This window comes from Streptomyces sp. NPDC048057 (assembly GCF_040653095.1).
GTDB lineage: Bacteria > Actinomycetota > Actinomycetes > Streptomycetales > Streptomycetaceae > Streptomyces.
The window spans coordinates 167,266-190,013 of the sequence record NZ_JBEZNF010000015.1 but is presented as its reverse complement, the minus strand read 5'-3'; the positions used below and the strand labels follow the sequence as shown (position 1 = coordinate 190,013).

Genomic DNA, 22,748 nt, shown 5'->3' with positions numbered 1-22,748 from the left:
CTGCCACTTGCGGTGTGTGGGTGGGGTGGGGGTTCGGTCGCGGGACGGAGCGGCCCGGGCGGCACCGAGCCGCCCGGGCGCGCACCGTCACTCGTTGGGCGTGGTCCCGGAGCGTTCGAGCTCGTGGCGTAGGTCGTCGAGCTCGCTGCCGCCCGCCATCTGCCGGGTCAGCTCGTCCAGCGTCACGGAGTCCTTGGTGTGGCTCGCGGTCATGGTGCCCCGCTTGAGCAGCACGAACCGGTCGCCGACCAGGTACGCGTGGTGCGGGTTGTGGGTGATCAGCACGACGCCCAGGCCGGCGTCGCGCGCCGCGGCCACGTACTTCAGCACCACGCCGGACTGCTTGACGCCCAGCGCCGCGGTGGGCTCGTCGAGGACGAGGACCTTCGCGCCGAAGTGGACCGCGCGGGCGATCGCCACGCACTGGCGCTCGCCGCCGGACAGGGTGCCGATCGGCTGGTCCACGTCCCGCAGGTCGATGCCCATCCGCAGCAGCGCGGAGCGGGTGGTCTCGCGCATGGTGCGGACGTCGAGGCGGCGCAGCGGCCCGGCGCCCTTCACCGGCTCGGAGCCCAGGAAGAAGTTGCGCCACACCGGCATCAGGGGCACCACGGCCAGGTCCTGGTAGACGGTGGCGATGCCGCGGTCCAGGGCCGCGCGCGGGGAGGCGAGGCGGGTCTCCTCGCCCTCGATGGAGAAGGTGCCGGCGTCGTGCTGGTGCAGCCCTGCGATGATCTTGATCAGGGTGGACTTGCCGGCGCCGTTGTCGCCGAGGACGCAGGTGATCTCGCCGGCGTGCACCTGGAGCGAGACGCCCTCCAGGGCGCGGATGTTCCCGTAGTACTTGCTGACCTCGTCCAGGGCGACCAGCGGGGGCCGCTCGGCAGCGTTCTCGGTGTTCTCGGCGTTCTCGGCGTTCTCGGCGTTCTCGGTCATCGTGTCGCCTCCGCCCGCTTGCGCACCCATGCGTTGAGCAGGGTCGCGAGTAGCAGCATCGCGCCGAGGAAGAACTTGAACCAGTCGGGGTTCCACTCCGCGTACACGATGCCCTTGCTGGTCATGCCGAAGATGAACGCACCGACCGCGGAGCCGATCGCGGAGCCGTAGCCGCCGGTGATCAGACAGCCGCCGATGACCGCGGCGATGATGTAGATCAGCTCGTTGCCGACGCCCTCGCCGGACTGCACCACGTCGAAGGAGAAGAGCAGGTGCTGCCCGGATACCCAGGCCGCGAAGGCGACCCCCATGTAGAGGCCGATCTTGGTCCGGGCGACCGGGACGCCGACCGCGCGGGCCGCGTCCGCGTTGCCGCCGACGGCGTAGATCCAGTTCCCGAAGCGGGTGCGCAGCAGGACCCAGGTGGCGAGCGCGACCAGGCCCAGCCACCACAGGATGGTCACCTTCAAGGTCACGTCCCCGATGACCAGCTCGGACGCGAAGACCTTCCTCGCCGCGGCGAAGCCCTCCATGTCGCTGATGGAGTCGGTGGAGACCCGCCCGGTGATCAGCTTGGTGAAGCCCAGGTTGAGGCCGGTGAGCATCAGGAACGTACCGAGCGTGATGATGAAGCTGGGGAGCTTGGTACGGGTGAGGAGCACGCCGTTGAAGACGCCGACCGCCAGGGTGACCAGCAGGGAGACGAAGACGCCCACCCAGACGTTCGCGGTCATCTGGTAGCTGAACATCGACGAGAACAGCGCCGAGGTGGTCACCAGGACGCCCGCGGAGAGGTCGAACTCCCCGCCGATCATCAGCAGGGCGACCGGGACGGCCATGATCCCGATGGTGGAGGCCGCGTAGAGCACGGTCGAGAAGCTGGACGCCTGGAGGAAGGAGTCCGCGATGATCGAGAAGAAGAGGAAGACCGCGACGGCGCCGACGACGGAGCCCAGCTCGGGGCGGCCCAGCAGCTTGCGCAGCGCCGAGGTGTGCAGCAGCCGCTCGTCGGTGGCGGCCCCCTTGTCCAGGCCCACCGGTGGTGGTGAGGTCGAGTTCATCGGGTCCCCCGCTTGGTGTAGTCCTCCAACTGCGCCGCGTCGTCCTTGGTGAGGATCTGCGGTCCGGTGAGCACGGGCTTGCCGCCGCCGAGGACGTCGGCGTTGTACCGGTAGAGCCAGAGCAGGTCGACCGCCTCGTACCCCTGGAGGTACGGCTGCTGGTCCACGGCGAAGCCGAGCGTGCCGGCCTTGAGGGCCGCCGCGACCTTGGGGTTCAGGTCGAAGGTGTCGATCTCGGCCTTGCTGCGGGCGGTCTCCTTGGCGCGGACCGCGGTGTCCGCGAAGGGCGCGCCGAGGGTGACCACGGCGTCGATCGACGGGTCGGTCTGGAGCTTGGCCTCGATGGACGCCTGGACGTCGGGCATGTTGGTGCCGTCGACGTACAGGTTCTGCATCTCGCCGTCGAAGGTCTCCTTCGCGCCGGCGCAGCGCTGCTCGTGGCCGACGTTGCCCTGCTCGTGCAGGATGCACAGGGCCTTCTTCTTGCCGCGGGCGTCCAGCTCGTCCCCGACGGCCTCGCCGGCGACGGTCTCGTCCTGGCCGATGTGGGTCAGGGCGCCGTACTCCTTGGACTGGGCGGATCCGGAGTTGATGGTGATCACCGGGATGCCGGCGGCGGCGGCCTTCTTGACGACGTCCTTCATGGCGTCCGGCTTGGCGAGGGTGACGATGAGGCCGTCCACCTTCTTGTCGATGGCCGCCTGGACGAGCTGGGCCTGCTGCTGGCCCTCGTCGTTCTTGGAGTACAGGAAGTTGATGTTGTCCTTGGCGGCGGCTTCCTGGGCGCCCTTCTGCACGATGTCCCAGAAGGTGTCGCCGTCACCGGAGTGGGTGACCATGGCGAAGGTCCAGCGGGGCGTGGTGACCGTGGTCTTGCCGCCGGAGGCGGCGGCCTTGCGGGCGTCCTCGGCGCGCTTGCCGCCGGTGCTGCTGCACCCCACCAGGGAGACTCCGAGCACCGCCGCCAGCATCGCGCCCAGCGCGCGCACCCCTGTCCTTGCCCTTGCCACGACGCCGTGCCCTTCCTGCCGTACTGCTGCTCGCCCTGCGCTGGGCCGCGCCCGGTGGCGCGGTCCGGGGGCCAGATGATGCGCCCCAGCCGCCCAAGTATGGGTCACGGCAGGTGGGAGGGTGGGCATCGGGTACGCCGGGGAGGTCGTCCGGGTCGCTCGCGGCGCGGTCATCGGGTGCCGTCGGCGGTCAGCTCCGCCAGGGCATCCGCGTCCTGCTGGCGGATCAGGGCGGGCCCGGTCAGCACGGGCTTGCCGCCGCCGACGACGTTGCGGTTGACCTTGTTGAGCCAGAGCCCGTCGACCGCGAGGTAGCCCTGGAGGTAGGGCTGCTGGTCGACGGCGAAGCCGACCTCGCCGGCCTTGAGCTGTTTGACGACGTCGGCGTTGAGGTCGAAGGTGTTGATCTCCGCCGACACCTTCGCCCCCTTCTTGGCCTGCACGGACGCGGCGGCGAACGGGGCGCCGAGGGTGACGACGGCGTCGACGTCGCCGGTGGCCTGGAGCTTCGCCTGGATGGTGGAGGTGGAGGCGGGCATGTTGGTGCCCTCGACGTTGAGGTTCTCGACGGTGCCCTTGAAGGTCTTCCGCACTCCGGCACAGCGGGCTTCGAGGGAGACGTTGCCCTGCTCGTGGATGACGCAGACGGCCTTCTTCTTCCCCCGGGCGTTCAGCTCCTCGCCGACGGCCTCGCCGGCGACGGACTCGTCCTGACCGATGTGGGTCAGGGCGCCGACGGCCTGGGAGAACTCTCCGCCGGAGTTGATCGTGACGACGGGTATGCCGGCGGCGACGGCCTTCTTGACGACATCCCGGACGGCCTCCGGCTTGGCGAGGGTGACCACGATCCCGTCGACCTTCTGGTCGATGTAGGACTGGACGAGCTGGGCCTGCTCCTTGCCCTCCTTGTTGGCGGCGTACAGGAACTCGACGTTGTCCTTCTTCGCCGCGGCCTTGGCGCCCTTCTGGACGATGTCCCAGAAGGTGTCGCCCTCGCCGGAGTGGGTGACCATGGCGACCTTCATCCGGGGCGTGTCGGCCGCGACGACCCCGCCGCCCTGCTCCTTGGACTCCCTGGCCTCCTTGCCGCCGGAGCTGCTGCACCCGGCGACGAGGACCAGGGCGCCCGCGGCGAGCAGGGCTGTTGCCGTGCGGTGGGTACGCATGGTGGGTCCGCCTTCCCTCCCGGCCGCCCGGTTGCGGCTGGTGAGTTTCTACGGCGGTGACACGGCCCCGTCAATACTTTGTCCGAACATTCTTACGCGCCTGACATTTCACTCGTGCGGAGGCTCCGGGGAGCACCTTCAGGGGCGCACCAGGAGCTGGAACTCGAAGGCGTAGCGCGAGGCGCGGTAGATGTGGGCGCCGTACTCGACGGCCCGCCCGGTGTCGTCGAAGGTGGTGCGCTCCATGGTGAGCACCGGCGCGCCCGGCTCCTCGCCGAGGAGCTCCGCCTCGGCCGCGGTGGCGGCGCGGGCGCCGACGGACTGCCGGGCGCTGTGCAGGGTGATGCCGGCGGCGCGCATCAGCCGGTAGAGGCCGGTGACCTCCAGGCGTTCGGTGTCGTACGCCAGCAGGCCGACGGGCAGCTGGTTGGTGAGCAGCGCCATGGGCTCCCCGTGGGCGTACCGCAGCCGTTCGACGGCCTGCACCTCGGTGCCCTCCGCGACGCCGAGGGCCGCGGCGACACGGGCGCCGGCCGGCTCCACGGCGTTGCGCAGCACGACGGTGGCGGGGCGCTGGCCGGCCGCCTCCAGGTCGTCGTAGAGGCTGCTCAGCTCCAGGGGGCGCTTGACCTGGCTGTGCACCACCTGGGTGCCCACGCCGCGGCGCCGGACCAGGAGTCCCTTGTCGACCAGGGACTGGATGGCCTGGCGCACGGTGGGGCGGGACAGTCCGAGCCGCCCGGCGAGCTCGATCTCGTTGCCGAGCAGGCTGCCGGGGGTCAGCACGCCCCGCTCGATGGCCGCCTCCAACTGCTGGGACAGCTGGTAGTAGAGCGGGACCGGGCTGGTGCGGTCCACGCTCAGCTGGAGCGACACCGACGGGTCCGACGGGTCCGTATCTGGTTTGGGCTGCTTGGACACGGGGGCGAGCGTAGTGCGCTCTCATGTTGACGGGAAGTCGTGAAGTCCGGTTGTCATGACAAAGTCTTGACAGCGACGGTGGCCGGACTCCATTTTGGGCGCATGCGCATCGGATTGATCGGTACGGGACGCATCGGGACCTTCCACGCGGGCGTGCTCAGCCGCCACCGGGAGGTCGGCTCGCTGGTCGTCGCGGACGTGGACGCCGCCCGGGCGGCGGCGGTGGCGGAACAGGTCGGGGCGACGGCGGCGCCCGGCGTCCACGAGGTCTTCAGCTGGGGCGTGGACGCGGTGGTGATCGCCTCGGCGACCTCGTCCCACGCGGAGCTGATCGGCCGCGCGGCCCGCGCGGGCCTGCCGACCTTCTGCGAGAAGCCGATCGCCCTGGACCTGCCGAAGACGTTGGAGGCGCTGCGGGCGGTCGAGGAGGCGGGCACCGAGTTGCAGCTCGGCTTCATGCGCCGCTTCGACGCCGGGTACGGCGCCGCGCGGGAGGCGGTGCGCTCGGGTCGGCTGGGCCGGCTGCACACCGTGCGGGCGATCACCTCCGACCCGGCGCCGCCGCCCGCCGCGTACCTGCCGCTGTCGGGCGGGCTGTACCGGGACTGCCTGGTCCACGACTTCGACGTGCTGCGCTGGGTCACCGGCCGCGAGGTGGTCGAGGCGTACGCGGTCGGGTCGGACGCCGGGCCCGCGATGTTCCGCGAGGCGGGCGACGTGGACACCGCGGCGGTGCTGCTCACCCTGGACGACGGCACGCTGGCGACGGCGACCGCCACCCGCTGCAACGGCGCGGGGTACGACGTGCGGATGGAGCTGTCGGGTGAGCTGGACCAGGTCGCGGTGGGGCTCGACGAGCGCACCCCGCTGACCTCCACCGAGCCGCAGGGACCGCCGCGCGCGCCGCGGCCGTGGCCCGGCTTCCTGGAGCGGTTCGCCCCCGCGTACGAGGCGGAGCTGGACGCCTTCGTGGCGGTGGTGCGGGGCGAGCGGGAGAACCCGTGCGACGGGCGGGAGGCACTGGCCGCGCTGCGGATCGCCGAGGCGTGCGAGCGCTCGCGCCGGGAGCGCCGCCCGGTACGACTGGCCGAGATCGCCGTCGACGGGTAGGCCGCGCCCGGGCCCGGACGGATCCACCGTTTCCCTGCGGGAGCCTTGGCCTCTGCGGGCCGCCGCACGGCGAGACCGCGCCCCGGAGAGCAGCTAGAAGCGCACCGGCAGGTTGCGCACACCCCGGATCAGCAGGCCCGGCAGCCAGTCGAGTGGTTCCGCCGAGGGGTCGACGGCCAGTTCGGGGCAGCGGGTGAACAGTGTCTTCAGGGCGATGCGGGCCTCCAGCCGGGCCAGCGGGGCGCCGATGCAGAAGTGGATGCCGTGCCCGAAGGCGATGTGGCCGCGGGCGTCGCGGTGGATGTCGAAGCGGTCCGGGTCGGGGAAGCGGGTCGGGTCGCGGTCGGCCGGGCCGAGGCCCACGACGACCATCTCGCCGGCGGGGATCACCGTGTCGGCGATCTCGACGGGCTCGGCCGTGAAGCGGTGCGTCGCGGTCTCCACCGGGCCGTCGTAGCGCAGCACCTCCTCGATCGCACCGTCGAGCAGGGTGAAGTCTGCGCGCAGCGCGGCGAGTTGCTCCGGGTGGGCGAGCAGGGCGCGGACGCCGTTGACGATCAGGTTGACCGTGGTCTCGTGGCCGGCGATCAGCAGCAGGTGGGCGAGGGCGCGCAGTTCGGGTCCGGTGAGGTGGTCGTCGCCCTCGTCCCGGGTGCGGATCAGCGCGGAGAGCAGGTCGTCGCTGCCGCCGCCGGACCGCTTGTCCGCTATGAGGTCGTCGAGGTAGTCGACGAAGTAGCGCAGGCTGTCCTCGCGCTTGCTGAGGTCGGTGGGGGCGACGAGTTCGTTGGACAGCGCGCGGAAGGAGTCGCGGTCGGTCATCGGCACGCCGAGCAGTTCGCATATCACCGTGATGGGCAGCGGGAAGGCGAAGTCCGTGACGAGGTCGGCGCGGCCGGCGGGGACCATGGCGTCGAGGAGTTCATCGGTGATCTGCTGGATGCGGGGCGCCAGTTGCTGCATGCGGCGCGCGGTGAACTCCCGGGAGATCAGCTTGCGCAGCCGGGTGTGGTGGGGCGGGTCCCGTTGCAACAGGCTCGGCCCGATGATCTCCATGTCCGCCGAGGAGAACCCCACGGCCTGGGGGTTCTTGATGAGCCGGGGGTCGACGAGGGCCGCGTGGGCCTCTTCGTGGCCGACGATGAGCCAGAAGTGGCCGTTGGGGTCGCCGACGGGTCGTAAGCAGTCGCGCACGCGGTGCACGGGACCTCGTGCGCGCAGCTTCGCGTAGTACGGGTAGGGGTCTTCCCGGAAGCCGGGCAGCTCTGACAGGTCGAGGGTGGTGGTCATCGGGTCAGGCTACGTCGCGGGGGCGGAGCCCGGAACAGGGGCGGGACGGGGTCCGGCCACGGGTGGCCGGGATGATGTCCCCCCGTCAGCTCGCATGCTGAGCCCCCGTCAGGTCGGCGGGTCCTCGTCCACGAGGCCGGCGTCGTGGACCAGGAGGGCGATCTGTACGCGGTTGTTGAGGGCGAGCTTGGACAGGATGCGGGAGACGTGGGTCTTCACGGTGGGGACGCTCATGTAGAGCGTGGCGGCGATCTCCGCGTTGGAGTGGCCGCGGCCGACCGCCACGGCGACCTCCCGCTCCCGCTCCGCGAGGCCCGCGACCTTGGTCGCCGCCGTCGAGCGGCGCGGGTCGCGGGACCCGGTCGCGCCCGCCCCGTCGGCGACGTGGGTCATCAACTGCCGGGTCACCGCGGGCGACAGCACCGGGTCGCCGGCGGCCACCCGGCGCACCGCGGCCACGATCTCCGCCGGCGGGGTGTCCTTCAGGACGAAGCCGGCCGCGCCCGCCCGCAGCGCGCGCAGCACCTGCTCGTCGGCGTGGAAGGTGGTGAGGACGACGACCTCGGGGGCGTCGGCGCGGCGCCGCAGCTCCTCCGTGGCGGTGAGTCCGTCGACCTTCGGCATCCGGATGTCCATCAGCACCACGTCGGGGGCGAGCCGCGCCACCAGTGCGGGCACCTCGGAGCCGTCGGCCCCCTCCCCCACGATCTCCAGGTCTTCGGCACCGCCGAGCATGAAGGAGAGTCCCGCACGGACGAGGGGGTCGTCGTCGACGACGAGCAGCCGGATAGTCATGCCGCCCACGGTAGCCAGGCGCGCACGTGGAATCCGCCGTCCCCCGTCGCTCCGTGCTCCAGGCTGCCGCCGGCGAGCGTGGCCCGCTCCCGCAGCCCGATCAGGCCCTGCCCGGAGCCGGGCACCGGCTCCACCTCGCCCGCGGGCGCCGGGTTGTCGATCCGTACGACGACGCCGTCGCCCGGTCTGCCCCGGACGGCGACCGTGACCTCGGCGCCGGGGGCGTGCTTGCGGGCGTTGGTCAGGCCCTCCTGCGCGATCCGGTACACGGTGCGCCCGATCGCGGCGGGCATCCGGGCCGGCTCCTGGACGCCGTTGTCGAGGACGACGTCCATGCCGGCGTCGCGGGACTCGTCGACCAGCGCGTCCAGGGTGGCGAGCGTCGGCTGCGGGCGGTCGCCGTACTCCCCCTCGCCCGGTGCGCGCAGCACGCCGATGATCTCCCGCAGGTCCTGGAGGGCTTCGTGCGCGCTGTCACGGATCACCCCGGCCGCCCGGGCGACCTCCGCCGGGGGTGCGTCGGGGCGGAACTCCAGGGCGCCCGCGTGCACGCTGAGCAGGGTCAACCGATGGGCGAGCACGTCGTGCATCTCGCGGGCGATGGCCTCCCGGGCCAGCCGCTGCGCCTGCTCGGCCCGTAGCTCGGCCTCGGTCTCGGCCCGTCGGGCGCGCTCGCGCAGGGCGACGTACAACTGCCGTTGGGAGCGTACGAGCAGGCCCCAGCCGATCGCCAGCAGGACGACGAGGGTGCCGGCGACGATCGAGGTGGCCGTCGTGGTCTCCGGGTCGGGGCGGACGAACGGCTGGACGGCGCCGAGGACGAGCCCGAGCACCCCGACGATCGCGACGGGCTTGAACGGGCGGTGCACGGCGAGGCTGAACAGCGAGATCAGCAAGGCGCCCGCGGCGGCCGGCGAGAGCACCGAGACGACGCACAGCACGGCTGCGAGCTGCACGGGCCAGCGCCGCCGCGTCCAGATCGCGAAGCAGCTCAGGAAGGCCACGACCTCGTCGAAGCGGACGACGCCGGCGCCGCTGCCGTTGACGCGCTGGCTGGTGTCGATGACGACCATGCCGATCAGCGCGGCGAACAGGAAGGCGACCAGGTCCACGACCCAGTCGCGCACGGTGCGCCGCGGCCGGCCCTTCGCGGTCGTCCGCACGCGCCGCTCCCCCGCCAGCTCCGGGTCGTGGAACTCCCGGTCCGCAGCCATGGCCGAGGGGAGCAGCCAGGGGTAATCCGTACGCGTCATGGAACAAAGTTACGCAGGTCAAAGGCGGTCCACCCGCCGTGGGCCGCGGACGGCTACCAAAGTCGCGCAAGCGAAGACTTTCGACGGTGCGCGACAGCCGGAGGACCGACGCGGGGCGGCGACGGGCCGGATCACCATCGGTGACATGAAGAAACTCCTCGAAACCGTCGGCGGGCTGCTGCTGCTCCTGGGCGCCGTCGGCGTCGTGCGGGAGCTGGCGGGGTGGTCGTCCTCCTTCCTCGGAGCCACCCGGCTGCTCACGGAGCACGTCGGCTTCCTGCACGACCACGCGGCCCTGACCAATGCCGCGATCGCGGTCGTCGGCTTCGTGACGGTGATGATCGCGGAGAGTCGCAGCCGGTGAGCCGGGACGGACGAAGGAGGGCGGGCTATCCGCCCAGTTCCCGGTGGCGGGCGGCGAGCCGGGCCGCGCCGGGGGCGGTGAGGCTGCCGAAGAGCCGCAGTCGGGAGATGCCGCCGTCGGGGTAGATGTCGATGCGCACGTCACGGCCGACGACGGGGGCGGCGAGCACGAAGCGGTGGTTGGTGTCGGGCTGGAGACGGGTGCGCGGCAGCACTTCGGTCCACGCCGGCCCGTCGCCGTCGGCGCCGTCGTCGCGCATCGAGAGCGACGCCCAGCCGGCGCTGTTGCCCAGCAGGTACGCGGTGTCGATCTCGACGGCGCGGATCTCGGCCTGTTCGACGAGCCGGTAGCTGATCCAGTCGTTGCCCAGGTCGCGACGGCGGCGGGTCTCCCAGCCGTCGTCCATCTTGCGCGAACGCCCGGGCTGGATGGTGTTGGTGGCCGGGGAGTAGAAGCGGTCGGACGCGTCCTCGACCCGGCCGCCGTTCTCCAGCGCGGCGAGGTCGAAGGTGCCGAGGGCGGCGAGCCAGAAGGGGTCGGGCGCGACCTCTCCGTACACCCGCAGCCGCGCGATGCCGCCGTCGGGGTGCTGGTTGAGGCGGAGGTGGGTGAAGCGCTGCTCGGCCGCGACGGCGAAGCCGTTGGCCGCGTGGCCGCCGACGGGGGTGCGGGGCACGAGCACGGTCCACGTGACGTCGTCGGCGAGCAGCCGGGCCGGCGAGGGCGAGCCGATGACGGCGGCTGCCTCGATCGACACGGACTGGGGGTGGTTGCCGCGGAAGTGGGCGGTGTCGACGACGACGCCGCGGATCACTCCGGGCGCGCCGAGGCGTATCAGGGCCCAGTCGTGGTCGCCGTCCGCGGGGTGGGGCCGTGCGTCGACGGTGCCGCGCCGACGGCGGGTCTCCCAGCCGTCCATGACCTTGCCCTTGTGGCCGAAGTGCTCGGGGTCGAACTCCGCGGGGCCCGGCGTGAGCAGGTTCTCGCGGTGGGCGAAGAACTCATCGTTGGCGGCGACGACCCCGGCGCCCAGGCGCCGGTCGGCGAGGTCGGCCAGGTCGGCGAAGGGGAAGTCGGCGGTGCGGTAGTCGGCGTAGGGGTCGCCGCCCCCGTAGGGGCGGGCGGCGCCCGTGAAGGTGGGGTGCGAGGGGGCCGCGCTCGGCTGGGTCATGGCGTCAGTCGTTCCTTTCGAGTAGTCGGCCGGTCGGCCCGGCCACCGTCCCGTCGGCCGCGATGCGTTCACCTCGCAGCCAGCTGGAGCGGACGACTCCGTGCAGGGTGCGGCCCGCGTACGCGGTGACCTGGTTGCGGTGGTGCAGGTGGGCGGGGTCGACGGTGAACGCCTCCTCGGGCGCGAGGACGGCGAAGTCCGCGTCCCGGCCCGGCTCGATGGCGCCCTTGCGGGTCAGCCCGGCGAGGCGGGCGGGGCCCGTGGACATCCACCGGACGACGTCGTCCAGGGCGTGTCCGCGCCTGCGGGCCTCGGTCCACACGGCGGGCAGGCCGAGTTGGAGCGAGGAGATGCCGCCCCAGGCGGAGGCGAAGTCAGCGGTCTTCAGGTCGCCCGTGCAGGGCGAGTGGTCGGAGACGACGCAGTCGACGGTGCCGTCGGCGAGCCCGGCCCACAGGGCGTCCCGGTTCGCGGCCTCGCGAATGGGCGGACAGCACTTGAACTCGGTCGCGCCGTCGGGGACCTCCTCGGCGGTGAGGGTGAGGAAGTGCGGACAGGTCTCGACGGTGATCCGTACGCCGTCGGCCTTGGCCCGCGCGATCGGCGCCAGCGCGTCGGCGGACGACAGGTGCAGTACGTGGACGCGGGCGTCCAGCCGGCGGGCGTGGGCGATGAGCCGGGTGACGGCGGTGTTCTCGGCGTCCCGCGGCCGGGAGGCGAGGAAGTCGGCGTAGCGGGGCCCGGGCTGCTGCTCCGTCAGCCGACCGGGGTCCTCGGCGTGCACGATCAGCAGGGCGCCGAAGGAGGCCGTCTCGGTCATGGCGCGGGCGAGTGCGGCGTCGTCGAGCGCGGGGAACTCCTCGACGCCCGAGGGCGAAAGGAAGCACTTGAAGCCGAAGACTCCGGCGTCGTGCAGGGATCGCAGCTCAGCGGTGTTGTCGGGGACGGCGCCGCCCCAGAAGCCGGTGTCGACGTGCGCGGCGGCCCGGGCGACGTCCTGCTTGGTGCGCAGGTGCGGCACCGTGGTGGTGGGCGGCAGCGAGTTCAGCGGCATGTCGAGCAGGGTGGTGACGCCGCCGGCCGCGGCGGCGCGGGTGGCGGTCGCAAAGCCCTCCCACTCGCTGCGCCCGGGGTCGTTCACGTGGACGTGGGTGTCGACGAGGCCCGGCAGCAGCGCGTCGTCACCGAAGTCGGCGAGCCGGGCGCCTTCCGGTACGGGTGCGTCATGGGGCAGCACGGCGTCGATCCGGCCGTCCGTGACGGTGACGAGCGCGGGTCTGCTGCCGTCCGGGAGGCTCACCCGCGTCGAGCGGAACGCCCGGCGCGCCGCCCGGTCCGGGCCGTTCGGGTCCACGTCCGTCATCCGCCACCCCGTCCGAGAATTCAACGAACTGTTGAAGAGACGCCCAACGCATCTTCGTCACCCTGACTGAGACCCGTCAAGAGGTCGGCACTTCCGCCGACTGGAACCCGGCTTCCGACGAGCAGAATCCAGCGGGGCGCAAAGGGGCCGTCCGACGCGTCGTCCGGGACCCCGCGACCGCCCCCTGACCGGCGAAGACCCGAGGCCAGCAGCGATGTGCGGACAGCGGCAGCCGGGTAGGCTGCTCACTTGCCCGTCCGCCCGAAAGGACTGCCGCCCGTGCCGACGTCCAGCGCCAGCTCCACCGACGCCGCCAAGCCAGCGAACAGCGGCGGCGTGCAGTCGCTGGAGCGCGCCTTCGATCTGCTCGAAAGAATGGCCGACGCCGGGGGCGAGGTCGGGCTGAGTGAGCTGTCCGGCAGCAGCGGGCTCCCCCTGCCCACCATCCACCGTCTGGTGCGCACCCTCGTGGCCTGCGGTTACGTACGCCAGCAGCCCAACCGCCGCTATGCGCTGGGCCCCCGGCTGATCCGCCTCGGCGAATCGGCGTCCCGCCTCCTCGGCACCTGGGCCCGCCCGCATCTGGCGCGGCTGGTCGAAGAGACCGGCGAGACCGCGAACATGGCGCTCTTGGACGGCGACGAGATCGTGTACGTGGCGCAGGTGCCGTCCAAGCACTCGATGCGGATGTTCACCGAGGTGGGACGGCGGGTGCTGCCGCACTCCACGGGCGTGGGCAAGGCGCTCCTCGCGGACTTCCCGCCGAACGAGGTCCGGGCGCTGCTGGCGCGGACGGGGATGCCGGCGGCCACCGAGAAGACGATCACCACGCCCGAGGGCTTCCTGACCGCGCTGGAGTCGGTGCGGCGCGCCGGCTACGCCGTCGACGACAACGAACAGGAGATCGGGGTCCGTTGCCTCGCGGTGTCGGTGCCGAACTCCCCGACGGCGGCGGCGATCTCGATCTCGGGGCCGGCGGGGCGGGTGACCGAGGAGGCGACGGAGCGGATCGTGCCGATCCTCCAGGAAGTGGCGCGGGACCTGTCGGCGGCGCTGGCGGACACGGGCCAGGGCGGGGCATGACGACTGCCGCGCCCCGGGAGGACCGGAAGCGCGGCAGTACGGCGGCGGCGCCCCGGAGGGTCAGGAGGCGTTGGCCGCTTCCTCGATGAGGTCCACGACCGCCTTCGGCTGGGACGCCAGGGACGCGTGGCTGGCGTCGAGTTCGATGATCCTGCGGGGGTTCATCCGCGCGGCCATCCGGCGTTCGTTGTCCGGGTCGATCATGCGGTCACCGGTGGACACCTGGTACCAGACGGGCTTGTTGCGCCAGGCGGGCGCGGTGACGTTGTCGCCGAAGGTCGAGGCGAGCGGGGCCTTCTGGGTGATCGCCATGACGAGCGCGTCGTCGTCCGACAGGTCCTGCCCGAAGCTCCACTGGAACTTGCCCTGTTTGATCCACAGGTAGCCGTCGGAGTCGGGGGCGATGTTCTCGAACGCGGCGGGCGGGTGCTCCTGGCTGATCTGGCCTGGGCTCTCGCCGGCGTCCGGCGCGAACGCGGCGATGTAGACCAGTCCGGTGACGTTCGGCAGGTCACCCGCCTCGGTGATGACCGCGCCGCCGTACGAGTGGCCGACCAGCACCACCGGACCGTCGACCTGTTTGACCATCTTCCGGGTGCGCTCGGCGTCCTCGGCGAGGGAGGTCAGCGGGTTCTCCACGGCGTGGAGCTTGTCGTAGCCGCGCCCTTTCAGTTCGAGGATCGCCTTGCCCCAGTGCGCGGCGCCGCCCCAGAAGCCGTGCACGAGTACGATCGTCGGCTTGTCGGTCATGTCCACACCTTCGGCTCACTTGCGTGTCAGCGGCACCCCCTGCCCCTGCACGCTAGAACCGCGCACACCGGTCCGCCACGGCAGGCGCACCCCGGCGCACGGCGCGCCACGGCGAGCGTCCGCGCAGGTGGCAGCGCGGACGCCACGGCTCGTGGGCTACCTCTGGCGCGGTAGCTCACCGAACATGTCGACCGCGTTGCGCACCTGGAGGAGCGCGGGCGCCAGCGCGCTCAGCGAGCCGATCGCACCGGCGATCAGCAGCAGGGCGCGCCGCATCCGGGGGATCTCGGGATCACCGCACTCCGCCATCGCCGCCAACACTGCCAGTTCGTCCTCGGCCACCTCCCGGTCGGAGAACTGCTTGGGGTGCGCCGCCAACTCCCGGCGCAGTCGTGACACGGCCGCCTGGAGACCCAACACCCTCGGGTCCTCGCCGCTGTCCGTCACCTGCGTCTGCCCCACGCTTCGCAACAGACTCATCCCCCTCACCCGCCCTCCGGGTGTCTCGACGACTCTCAGTCGATACTCAACCACCCAGAGTTGCGGGCAAGTTAACGCCATGCAGGGGCGGGCGCGCCACTCCGCGGACCGAAATCGGACCGAATTCAGGACGTCGGCTGGGCGACTTCCACGGCGTTCAGCCACAACCGGACGTCGACCGTCACGAACTTGCTCGGGTCCGAGTCGGGCGATTTCCCCTGGTAGGTGACGATGCCGACGTGTCCGGTGTTCGTCAGGACGCAGAACTTGGAGCCCTTGGGAAGCACATCCAAGTCAAGGTCCTGGGCATAGCGGGTTTCACTCCGACAGGTGGCCAGTTCGGCCTTCTGGCCGGGGCGCAGGAGGACCAGCTTGCCGTTGCTCACCTCCAGCTCGCCGAGGTCCCAGTTGTAGGAGAGGTCGGAGCTGGAGTCGTCGTTGACGGGCTTGAGCGGATCGTCGCCGAAGGTGAGGTGGTACTCGGTGACGAGGTTGATGGTGTTGTGGTCCGTGGGCTCGGGGTCGGCGACGGGTTCTTCGGGCGCCGCGGGCGGGGACTGGTCGTCGACCACCTCGCCGGGGTCCCCCGACGGAGGTTCGTCGGCGGGCGCGGTGTCGGTGGAGTCCGTGGCGTCGGTGGGGTCGGCCTGCTGCGACCGAGCCTTGTCGTCGCCCTTGTCGTCGTCGGCGAGCGCCAGGTACGCACCGCCGCCGGCGAGCGCGCCCACGACCAGCGTCGCCGCGACGGCCAGGGCGATGGCCTTGCCGCGCTTCTTCTTCGGCGGTACGGCGGCGTCGGAACCCGCGCCCGTGTCGTACGGCTGGCCGGGTGCGCTCCCGTAGGGGGCGCCGGGGACGGTGGGTGCGCTCGCCTGCGGGTGACCGGCCGTCTGGGGCTGCGGATAGCCGTACGCGGACGCCGGCGCGGGCCCGAAGCCGGGCGGCGGCGTGGCGGGCGTCGAAGCGGCGGTGGGCTCGTGCGCCGCCGGCTGCGGTACGTCGGCGGGCGGCGCGGCCGGCTGCGGCGGAGCGGCCGTCGGTGCCTGCGCCGGCGGGGGCGGGGCGACGGGCGGCGTGGTGGGCGGGGCGGGCACCTGGGCCGGCGCCCCGGCTGCGGCCGGCGGCGGGGTCACCGGCGGCGCGGGGGCCGCCTTGCGGGTGCCGATCTCGGCGGCGACCACGCTCGGCAGCCACTCCTCCGGTCTGCGCAGGACCGTTTCCCCGCTGGCGGTCTGACACAGCGCGAGCAGGTCGGCGACCGAGGGCCGCTCCTCCGCCTCCTTCGCCAGGCAGCGGGTCACCAGGTCGACCAGCTGCTCCGGCACGCCGGTGAGGTCCGGCTCCTCGTGCACGATCCGGTACAGCACGCCGTGCGAGGTGCCCTCGCCGAAGGCGGCGCGGCCGGTCGACGCGTACGCCGCGACCTGGCCGAGCGCGAAGATGTCGGTGGCCGGGGTGACGGTGCTCCCGGCGGCCTGCTCGGGGGCCATGAAGGACGGCGTGCCGATGGTGACGCCGCTGCTGGTGAGCGAGGTCGCGTCGGCGGCCCGGGCGATGCCGAAGTCGATGACCCGCGGCCCGTCGGCGGCGAGCAGCACGTTCGCCGGCTTGAGGTCGCGGTGGACGATGCCCGCGCCGTGGATGACCTGGAGCGCCTCCGCGACACCGGCGACCAGCAGCAGCACCGTCTCCACGGGGAGCTTGCCGTGCTGGACGACCGCGTCGGCGAGGGACGGGCCGGGGACGTACGCCGTGGCGAGCCAGGGCTGTTCGGCGTCCGGGTCGGCGTCGATGACGGGCGCGGTGTACAACCCCTGGACGCGCTGCGCCGCGTGCACCTCCTGGGCGAAGCGGCGACGGAACTCGGCGTCCTGGGCGAAGTCGGGCCGGATCACCTTGATGGCGACGGGCCGGCCGCCGGGCGTGTAGGAGAGATAGACCTTGCCCATGCCACCGGCGCCGAGGCGGGCGGCGATGCGGTAGCCGGCGACGTGCTGCGGGTCCCCGTCACCGAGCGGCTGGAAGACCGCCCTCGGCTGCCCCTGGTGCTCCGGAGATCCCTGCGGCCCCTGTGATGCTCGTCCACTCATCTTCCTGCGTCCCCCACGACCAACTCCACACGGCGGCCCGCGACTCGGGCCCGCGCACCGGAGGCTGCACCTTATCCGAGGTCACGCGGACGGCTCCATGCGGATGACGGGGGCGCGCGGAGCGGGAGCGGCGCGGGTGCGGTAGGCAGTCCTCCATGACGTACGAAGCTGACGAACCGACCCATCCCGAGCGGCCCGGCACCGTCGCGGGGCTGCTGCTCGCGGCCGGCGGCGGGCGCCGGCTCGGCGGCCGGCCCAAGGCCCTGCTGCGCCACCGGGGCCGGCCGCTGGTGGAGCACGCGGTGCGCGCCCTGCGGGCCGGCGGCTGCGACCCGGTGCACGTGGTGCTGGGTGCGGCGGCCGACCGGGTGCGCACGGAGGCGGACCTGGCGGGGTGCGTGGTCGTGGACAACCCGGACTGGGCACAGGGCATGGGCTCGTCCCTCCGTACGGGCCTCGCCTCCCTGGCCGGTACGTCGGCGAGCGCGGCGCTCGTGGTGTTGGTGGATCAACCGGGCGTCGGCGCGGCGGCGGTGGCCCGGGTGCGCACGGCGGCGGGCGCGTCGCGGCAGGCGCTGGCGACGGCGGCGTACGGGGGCGAGCGCGGCCACCCGGTGTTCCTGGGCGCCGCCCGCTGGCCGGACGTGGTGCGCGGGGCGTGCGGGGACCAGGGGGCGCGGGGCTATCTGAACGCGCATCGGGCGGAGTTGGTCATGGTGGAGTGCGGGGACGTGGCCGAGGCGTACGACATCGACACGGAGGCGGACCTCTGGCGCTTGGAGGGGTAAGGGTGTGCGGCCGGCCGCACTGCTTGCTCGCGCACCCCTCTCCTCCGTGCCGTGCCTCAGATCAGCAGCAGGGACTTGCCGACCGTGGTGCGTTCGGCCAGGGCCCCGTGGGCGCGGGCCGCTTCGGCGAGGGGGTACGTCGCGCCGACGGTCGGGGTCAGGGTGCCGTCGGCCACGCGGCGCAGTGCCTCCGCCAGCAGGGCCCGCACCTGCTCGGTGCCCGGGGAGCCCGCTTCCAGGGCGTTGGTGACGGCGACGTCCCGCTGTTCGGCCCGGTCGGGGTCGACGTCGGCGAGGCCGCCGCTGGCGGTGCCGTAGGTGATGAATCGGCCGCCCTTGCGCACCGTGTCGAAGGCGTCCCGGCCGAGTTGGCCGCCGGCGCCGTCGTAGACCAGGTCGACCCCCGCTCCGCCGGTCGCCTCGACGACCCGCTGCTGCCAGTCGGGCTGCGAGTAGTCGACCGTGGCCTCCGCGCCCAACTCCCGTGCCCGTGCGAGCTTGCGCTCGCCGCGGGCCGCCGCGATGACCCGGGCGCCGGCTTCCTCGGCCAACTGCACCACCAGCGAGCCGGCGCCGCCGGCCGCCGCCGCGACCAGGACCCACTCGCCCCGCTCGACCTTCCCCATGAGCAGCAGGGTCTGTGCGGTCACGCCGTCGTGGAGCAGGGCAGCCGCCTCCGCGGACGCCACCCCTTCGGGGACCTCCACCACCTCCTCCGCTTCGGCGACCATCTGCTCGGCGTAGCCGCCCGTGCCGCGGGCCAGGACGTGCCGTCCGACCCAGCCGGGATCCACGCCGTCCCCGACCGAGAGCACCCGTCCCGCACCGCCGCCCCCCGGGACGTACGGCGGCTCCAACGGGAAGTAGTCACCGCCCCAGCCGGCCCGCAGCAGGGTGTCCAGATAGATCACGTCGGCCGCGGCCATCCCCACCACGACCTGCCCCGGACCCGCCACCGGGTCCGCGACCTCCGCCACCGTCAACACCTCGGGTCCGCCGAACTCCGCCACCTGGATCGCACGCATCGGGATCACCGCTCCTCACGTCTGGATCGACATCTCCCCTGCAACGTAGAACCTCAAGAAGGGTTGAGGACAAGCCACCTCAGCCCGTCGCGGTCACCGCGGTCCGACGGCGCCGCGATGAGTTCCTCCGGTGCAACGGGTCTCCTCCTGAAGAGCAACCGAGGGGAAGGACACGGAGATGGGTGCACAGGGCGGCATGCAGGTCGGCATGTACTCCTTCGACTGTCGGGACGCGGGGGCGTTGGCGGGCTTCTGGTCGGGCGTGCTGATGCGTCCGGTGGACGAGGGGGCGACACCGGCCTTCGCGACGATCGGCTTCGAGGGCACCGGCCCGACCTGGATGTTCCACCAGCCGTACGGTGAACTCCCCGCCGGGGACAACCGTCTGATGCTCGATCTGAGCGGCGAGGACGGCTGGGAGGAGCAGGCCGATCGGGTGGAGGCGTTGGGCGCGGAGCGGGTCAGCGACAACGACGAGGACGGCGTGCGCTGGGTGGTGTTCCGGGACCCGGAGGGCAATGCGTTCCGGATCTTCGCTCCCCGCCCGACGGAGCCGCTCGGCCCCGTGTCGCACCAGTGATCACTCGCCGGCCGGGCTCGTTCGACCGGCCGGCCGGCGCGCTCGGTCCCCGCCCGGGGCGGGGCTCGGGACGCGGCGCGGGGGGATGAGAGCGAGCGTGGTGAGCACGGCGGTGAACGCGAGCGCCGCGGAGGCCGCGAGGACGGCCCGGGTGCCGTCGGTGACCGCCTGGCCGTCGGCGCCGGCGCCCTCGTACGCGGCGAAGACCGCGCCCAGTGCCGCGGTGCCGACGCCGGCGCCGAGGGCGGCGAGGGTGGACACGGTCCCGGCGACCATGCCGACCCGCTCCGGTTCGGTGACCCGTACCGCCACGGCCATGACGGGGGCGCCGGCGATCCCGCCGCCGGCTCCCCACGCCAGCAGCGGCAGCAGCAGCGCCCACCACGGCGTGTCCGGGGTGATCAGCAGGGCCAGGGACAGCAGGCCGACGCCCTTGAGCGCGTATCCGGAGCCGATCACCACGCCGGGGGCCCAGTGGCTGAGCAGCCTGGAGCCGACCATGCCGGTGGCGATCTGCGCGAGGAGGATCGGCGTCATGAGCAGCCCCGCCGCGGTCGGGCTCAGGTTCAGCCCCTCCGCCAGGTACAGCACCAGATAGACGGAGCCGCCGATGGTCAGGACCCGGGAGAGGAGGACGGCGAGCATGGCGCCCGAGAACGCGGGCCGGGCGAACATCCGCAGTTCCAGCGTCGGGGCGGGCAGGCGGAGTTGGAGGGCGAGGAACGCGGCCAGCGCCAGGCCGGCGACGAGGAGCGCCGCGATCTCCTGTCCCGTCCACGGCTCGTCGCCGGGGCGCAGCATCAGCAGGGTCGCCGTACCGAGGCCCAGCATGAGCAGCAGACTGCCGGACCAGTCCACCCGCCCCGCGGCAAGGTTCCCGGGCGCGTTGCGCGGGAGCACGCGCGCGGCCAGCACCCAGGCCGCCGCACCGAGCGGGAGGTTGACCGCGAAGACCGCCCGCCAGCCGAAGGCGTCGACCAGCACGCCGCCGAGGACCGGGGCGAGGAGTCCGGCCGCGGTCGCGACCGACCCCCAGGCCCCGATGGCGAGGTTGCGTTCCTCGCCGGCGTAGCGGTCCGCGATCAGCGGTATGCCGTTCACCATGATCACGGCGGCGCCGCAGCCCTGGGCCACTCGGGCGGCGTTCAGCCACCACAGGTCCGGGGCGAACGTCGCGGCGAGGGAGGCGAGGGTGAAGACGGCGATGCCGGCGAGGAAGAGGGTCCGTCGGCCCCAGCGGTCCGAGAGGCTTCCGGCCACCTGGGTGAGCGCTCCCATCGCGACCATGTAGGTCACCACCACGGACTCCGCCGACGCCCCGTCGGCGACGTCCGCACTGATCAGGGGCAGTCCGATGGCCACGATCGTGATGTCGACGACGACCAGACCGGTGGTGGCCATCACCAGGACGAGGACCCCGCTCAGCGGCGGCAGCCGAGGGGCGAGGCGCGCGAGGCCGGGGCGACTGGACTTCTGCGTGCTCATGGGGGGTGCGACCTCCGGACGCGAACGGGCGGGAAGCGGGCGGGAAGCGGGCGGGAAGCGGGCGGGAAGCGGGCTGTGGCCTCAGCCTGCTGGCACTCGACGCTAAAAGTCAACACGTGTGAAGTTCAAGCGGGAGCCGTACGATGACCCCATGCCGCCCGCCGCCCGCCGCCGCCCCGCCACGCGCAAGGGGCGCCCCGTCCTCACCCGGGAGGCCATCGCCGCCAAGGCGCTGGAGATGGCCGGCGCGCAGGGGTTCCGCTCGGTCAGCATGCGGGCCCTCGCCGCCGAACTCGGCGTGACCGTCAGGGCCTTGTACAACTACGTCGAGGATCGCCAGGACGTCGTCGACCTCGCCCTCGGCCTCATGCTGGACTCCTGGAACCCGCCTCCGCTCTCCCCCGCGGCCTGGGAGGAGTCCGTCGCCGGCTACGCGCGGTCGCTGCGCGAGGTGTACCGGCGCTGGCCGCGCGCCCTGCTGGTCTCCCTCGACGAGGACGCGCCCCCCTCGTCGGTGCACCCCAACCGGCTGCGCAACCTGGACCGCTTCCTCCAGCTCCTGGACGGGCTCGGCCTCGACCTGCCGGCCGCGCTGGAGGTGCACCGCCACCTCTCCCTGCTCGTGCTCTCCTTCGTCCTGCTGGTCGACCACCCGGCCGCGCACACCACGACGAGCGCGAGCACGCTCGTCCCCGACGCCTGGCTGACGGCCCATGCCGACCTCGACGTCCCGACCCTGCGCCGGGCCGCCGCGCTCCCCGTGCCCCCGCCGGACGCCCAGTTCGACCAGCTCGTCTCCGCCGTCGTCGCCCAGATCCGCGGTCGACTGGACACCGTCTAGGGGCTTTTGCCCCGCTCGACGGGCACCAGCGGCTGGTCGACGGTGTCATCCCCTTGGTCCGTACCGCCCGTGGGCTGGAAGACTGCGTCGGTCATCAGCAGCACAGGGTGCGAAGAAGGGGATCAGGATGAGCACGTACGGCCGCAGGATGCAGCGCACGGTCACGGCGACGGTGCTCGCGGCGGCCCTCGCCGTGACCACGGCGGCCTGCGGGGACGACTCCGGCGACGGGCCCGGCGGCACGTCCGGGGGCGAGAAGGCCGACATCGGGCTGTCGACCGCGCTCGGCGGCGTCCCCCTGGACCAGGCCGGCGAGACGCTCACGTACTGGAACGTCCCCGAGGCGCGCCGCCTCGTCGAACAGGACCGGAAGCTGTACGAGCCGCTGGCCGGGTTCGGCATATCCGAGGTGGTGGAGGCGGGCTACAAGGGCGAGGCGGCGCGCGAGGCGGTCGGGTTCGACGAGACGACGGTGGACACCTCCGTGCTCGTCGGATCGGACGCCACCCGGCTGACCGGCCGTTTCGACGTCGCCGCCGTGACCGGGGCGATGAAGGAACGCGGCTGGACCGAGACGAAGGTCGACGGCGCACCGCTGCTCAGCGCCGAGGGCGCGCGGGTCACCGTGTCCGCCGACGTCCGCTCCTCCTCGGGCAAGGACGAGGGGCCGCTCCTGCCGCTGTCCGCGCCCAAGGACTCCGTGGCGACCGACCCGGCGCACCGGGCGGCGGTCGACTGCCTCGGCGACGACGCCTACCTCGCGACGTTCTACGGCAAGGACCGGCCGCGCCAGCTGCCGGGGCTCACGCTCTTCGCCATCGGTGCCCGCGCCGCGGAGGACGGCACGTCCAAGGAGCGTCTGTGCGCCGTCACCCAGTCCGCGGATGCGGCCAGCGCCGTGGCGGACGCCCTGCGTCCCAAGACGGCGGCGGGGGAACGGTTCGCCGGGGCGCGCGTCGACGTCGGTGAGGGCGCCGCCCCCGTGGTGCGGATGGAGTGGGCGAACACCGCCGAGGTCGGCCTGCGGCCCGGGGACCAGAACAGGACGGGACAGCTGCCGCAACTCCTGTGGGGACGCCGCTGATTCAGCGGCGGCGCGGGGCGGCGACCTGGGGGACGGGACACCCGGACCAGCGCCGTCGCCCACGCCGGCGGCGGAAGCAGTGGACCTTGACTTCCACGATGA

Annotated in this window: 22 protein-coding genes; 7 read left to right on the top strand and 15 right to left on the bottom strand. The window is 72.8% G+C overall.

The window, feature by feature from the left end; translation table 11 throughout:
- Nucleotides 1-87: 87 nt before the first annotated feature.
- From AB0E05_RS19690 to AB0E05_RS19670, 5 genes are all read right to left on the bottom strand, one after another.
- Complete coding sequence (locus tag AB0E05_RS19690) at nucleotides 88-966, bottom strand: ATP-binding cassette domain-containing protein (protein ID WP_361965058.1); 879 nt, start codon at nucleotides 964-966, stop codon at nucleotides 88-90.
- Entirely contained in the window at nucleotides 933-1,997 is a 1,065-nt protein-coding gene (locus AB0E05_RS19685; protein WP_361965056.1) for an ABC transporter permease, read from the bottom strand. Before AB0E05_RS19685 ends, AB0E05_RS19690 begins: the two co-directional genes overlap by 34 nt.
- Nucleotides 1,994-2,968, bottom strand: coding sequence for a sugar ABC transporter substrate-binding protein (locus tag AB0E05_RS19680; RefSeq protein WP_361965128.1), 975 nt, complete (start codon nucleotides 2,966-2,968; stop codon nucleotides 1,994-1,996). The genes AB0E05_RS19685 and AB0E05_RS19680 overlap by 4 nt, the downstream gene beginning before the upstream one ends.
- Before the next feature lie 209 nt (nucleotides 2,969-3,177).
- A complete protein-coding gene (locus tag AB0E05_RS19675) occupies nucleotides 3,178-4,173 on the bottom strand; it encodes a substrate-binding domain-containing protein (RefSeq protein WP_361965054.1) in 996 nt (331 codons plus the stop codon).
- Between the two features lie 138 nt (nucleotides 4,174-4,311).
- Nucleotides 4,312-5,049, bottom strand: coding sequence for a GntR family transcriptional regulator (locus AB0E05_RS19670; RefSeq protein ID WP_361965126.1), 738 nt, complete (start codon nucleotides 5,047-5,049; stop codon nucleotides 4,312-4,314).
- Between the two features lie 147 nt (nucleotides 5,050-5,196).
- Here AB0E05_RS19670 and AB0E05_RS19665 point away from each other — a divergent pair, with 147 nt between their 5' ends.
- A complete protein-coding gene (locus tag AB0E05_RS19665; protein WP_361965052.1) occupies nucleotides 5,197-6,204 on the top strand; it encodes a Gfo/Idh/MocA family oxidoreductase in 1,008 nt (335 codons plus the stop codon).
- 93 nt (nucleotides 6,205-6,297) lie between these two features.
- Here the strand turns inward: AB0E05_RS19665 and AB0E05_RS19660 are convergent, their stop codons facing one another.
- From AB0E05_RS19660 to AB0E05_RS19650, 3 genes are all read right to left on the bottom strand, one after another.
- Complete coding sequence (locus AB0E05_RS19660; RefSeq protein ID WP_361965050.1) at nucleotides 6,298-7,494, bottom strand: cytochrome P450; 1,197 nt, start codon at nucleotides 7,492-7,494, stop codon at nucleotides 6,298-6,300.
- Nucleotides 7,495-7,602: 108 nt separating this feature from the next.
- The gene (locus tag AB0E05_RS19655) at nucleotides 7,603-8,289 is read right to left on the bottom strand and encodes a response regulator transcription factor (RefSeq protein WP_361965048.1); all 687 of its coding nucleotides are present in this window, start codon (nucleotides 8,287-8,289) and stop codon (nucleotides 7,603-7,605) included.
- Nucleotides 8,286-9,542, bottom strand: coding sequence for a histidine kinase (locus AB0E05_RS19650; protein ID WP_361965046.1), 1,257 nt, complete (start codon nucleotides 9,540-9,542; stop codon nucleotides 8,286-8,288). The genes AB0E05_RS19655 and AB0E05_RS19650 overlap by 4 nt, the downstream gene beginning before the upstream one ends.
- 145 nt (nucleotides 9,543-9,687) lie before the next feature.
- On the opposite strand from AB0E05_RS19650, the gene AB0E05_RS19645 reads away from it, so the two are divergent.
- On the top strand, nucleotides 9,688-9,906 hold the full coding sequence (locus AB0E05_RS19645) for a hypothetical protein (RefSeq protein WP_361965044.1): 219 nt from the start codon (nucleotides 9,688-9,690) through the stop codon (nucleotides 9,904-9,906).
- 25 nt (nucleotides 9,907-9,931) lie between these two features.
- Here the strand turns inward: AB0E05_RS19645 and alc are convergent, their stop codons facing one another.
- Both alc and allB read right to left on the bottom strand, forming a co-directional pair.
- Nucleotides 9,932-11,077 carry an allantoicase gene (gene alc, locus AB0E05_RS19640; protein ID WP_361965042.1) on the bottom strand — a complete coding sequence of 382 codons (1,146 nt, stop codon included), beginning with the start codon at nucleotides 11,075-11,077 and terminating at the stop codon, nucleotides 9,932-9,934.
- 4 nt (nucleotides 11,078-11,081) lie between these two features.
- Entirely contained in the window at nucleotides 11,082-12,440 is a 1,359-nt protein-coding gene (allB, locus tag AB0E05_RS19635) for an allantoinase AllB (protein WP_361965040.1), read from the bottom strand.
- A 279-nt stretch (nucleotides 12,441-12,719) separates the two neighbouring features.
- On the opposite strand from allB, the gene AB0E05_RS19630 reads away from it, so the two are divergent.
- Nucleotides 12,720-13,523: an IclR family transcriptional regulator gene (locus AB0E05_RS19630; protein WP_361965038.1), complete on the top strand. Its 804-nt coding sequence runs from the start codon at nucleotides 12,720-12,722 to the stop codon at nucleotides 13,521-13,523.
- A 60-nt stretch (nucleotides 13,524-13,583) separates the two neighbouring features.
- On the opposite strand, the gene AB0E05_RS19625 is transcribed toward AB0E05_RS19630, so the two are convergent.
- The 3 genes from AB0E05_RS19625 to AB0E05_RS19615 form a co-directional block, all read right to left on the bottom strand.
- Nucleotides 13,584-14,273, bottom strand: a complete 690-nt coding sequence (locus tag AB0E05_RS19625) for an alpha/beta hydrolase (RefSeq protein ID WP_361965036.1) — start codon at nucleotides 14,271-14,273, stop codon at nucleotides 13,584-13,586.
- Nucleotides 14,274-14,429: 156 nt separating this feature from the next.
- Nucleotides 14,430-14,747, bottom strand: a complete 318-nt coding sequence (locus tag AB0E05_RS19620) for a DUF5955 family protein (protein ID WP_361965124.1) — start codon at nucleotides 14,745-14,747, stop codon at nucleotides 14,430-14,432.
- A gap of 131 nt (nucleotides 14,748-14,878) precedes the next feature.
- Complete coding sequence (locus AB0E05_RS19615; RefSeq protein ID WP_361965034.1) at nucleotides 14,879-16,843, bottom strand: protein kinase; 1,965 nt, start codon at nucleotides 16,841-16,843, stop codon at nucleotides 14,879-14,881.
- A 155-nt stretch (nucleotides 16,844-16,998) separates the two neighbouring features.
- On the opposite strand from AB0E05_RS19615, the gene AB0E05_RS19610 reads away from it, so the two are divergent.
- Complete coding sequence (locus tag AB0E05_RS19610; RefSeq protein WP_361965032.1) at nucleotides 16,999-17,631, top strand: nucleotidyltransferase family protein; 633 nt, start codon at nucleotides 16,999-17,001, stop codon at nucleotides 17,629-17,631.
- 56 nt (nucleotides 17,632-17,687) lie between these two features.
- Here the strand turns inward: AB0E05_RS19610 and AB0E05_RS19605 are convergent, their stop codons facing one another.
- Complete coding sequence (locus AB0E05_RS19605; RefSeq protein WP_361965030.1) at nucleotides 17,688-18,656, bottom strand: zinc-binding dehydrogenase; 969 nt, start codon at nucleotides 18,654-18,656, stop codon at nucleotides 17,688-17,690.
- 178 nt (nucleotides 18,657-18,834) lie between these two features.
- On the opposite strand from AB0E05_RS19605, the gene AB0E05_RS19600 reads away from it, so the two are divergent.
- The gene (locus AB0E05_RS19600; protein WP_361965028.1) at nucleotides 18,835-19,236 is read left to right on the top strand and encodes a VOC family protein; all 402 of its coding nucleotides are present in this window, start codon (nucleotides 18,835-18,837) and stop codon (nucleotides 19,234-19,236) included.
- On the opposite strand, the gene AB0E05_RS19595 is transcribed toward AB0E05_RS19600, so the two are convergent.
- Nucleotides 19,237-20,721, bottom strand: coding sequence for an MFS transporter (locus tag AB0E05_RS19595; RefSeq protein WP_361965026.1), 1,485 nt, complete (start codon nucleotides 20,719-20,721; stop codon nucleotides 19,237-19,239).
- Between the two features lie 151 nt (nucleotides 20,722-20,872).
- Between AB0E05_RS19595 and AB0E05_RS19590 the strand changes: the two genes are divergently transcribed.
- On the top strand, nucleotides 20,873-21,562 hold the full coding sequence (locus tag AB0E05_RS19590) for a TetR/AcrR family transcriptional regulator (protein ID WP_361965024.1): 690 nt from the start codon (nucleotides 20,873-20,875) through the stop codon (nucleotides 21,560-21,562).
- Between the two features lie 127 nt (nucleotides 21,563-21,689).
- The gene (locus AB0E05_RS19585) at nucleotides 21,690-22,646 is read left to right on the top strand and encodes a hypothetical protein (RefSeq protein WP_361965022.1); all 957 of its coding nucleotides are present in this window, start codon (nucleotides 21,690-21,692) and stop codon (nucleotides 22,644-22,646) included.
- Nucleotides 22,647-22,748: the final 102 nt, after the last annotated feature.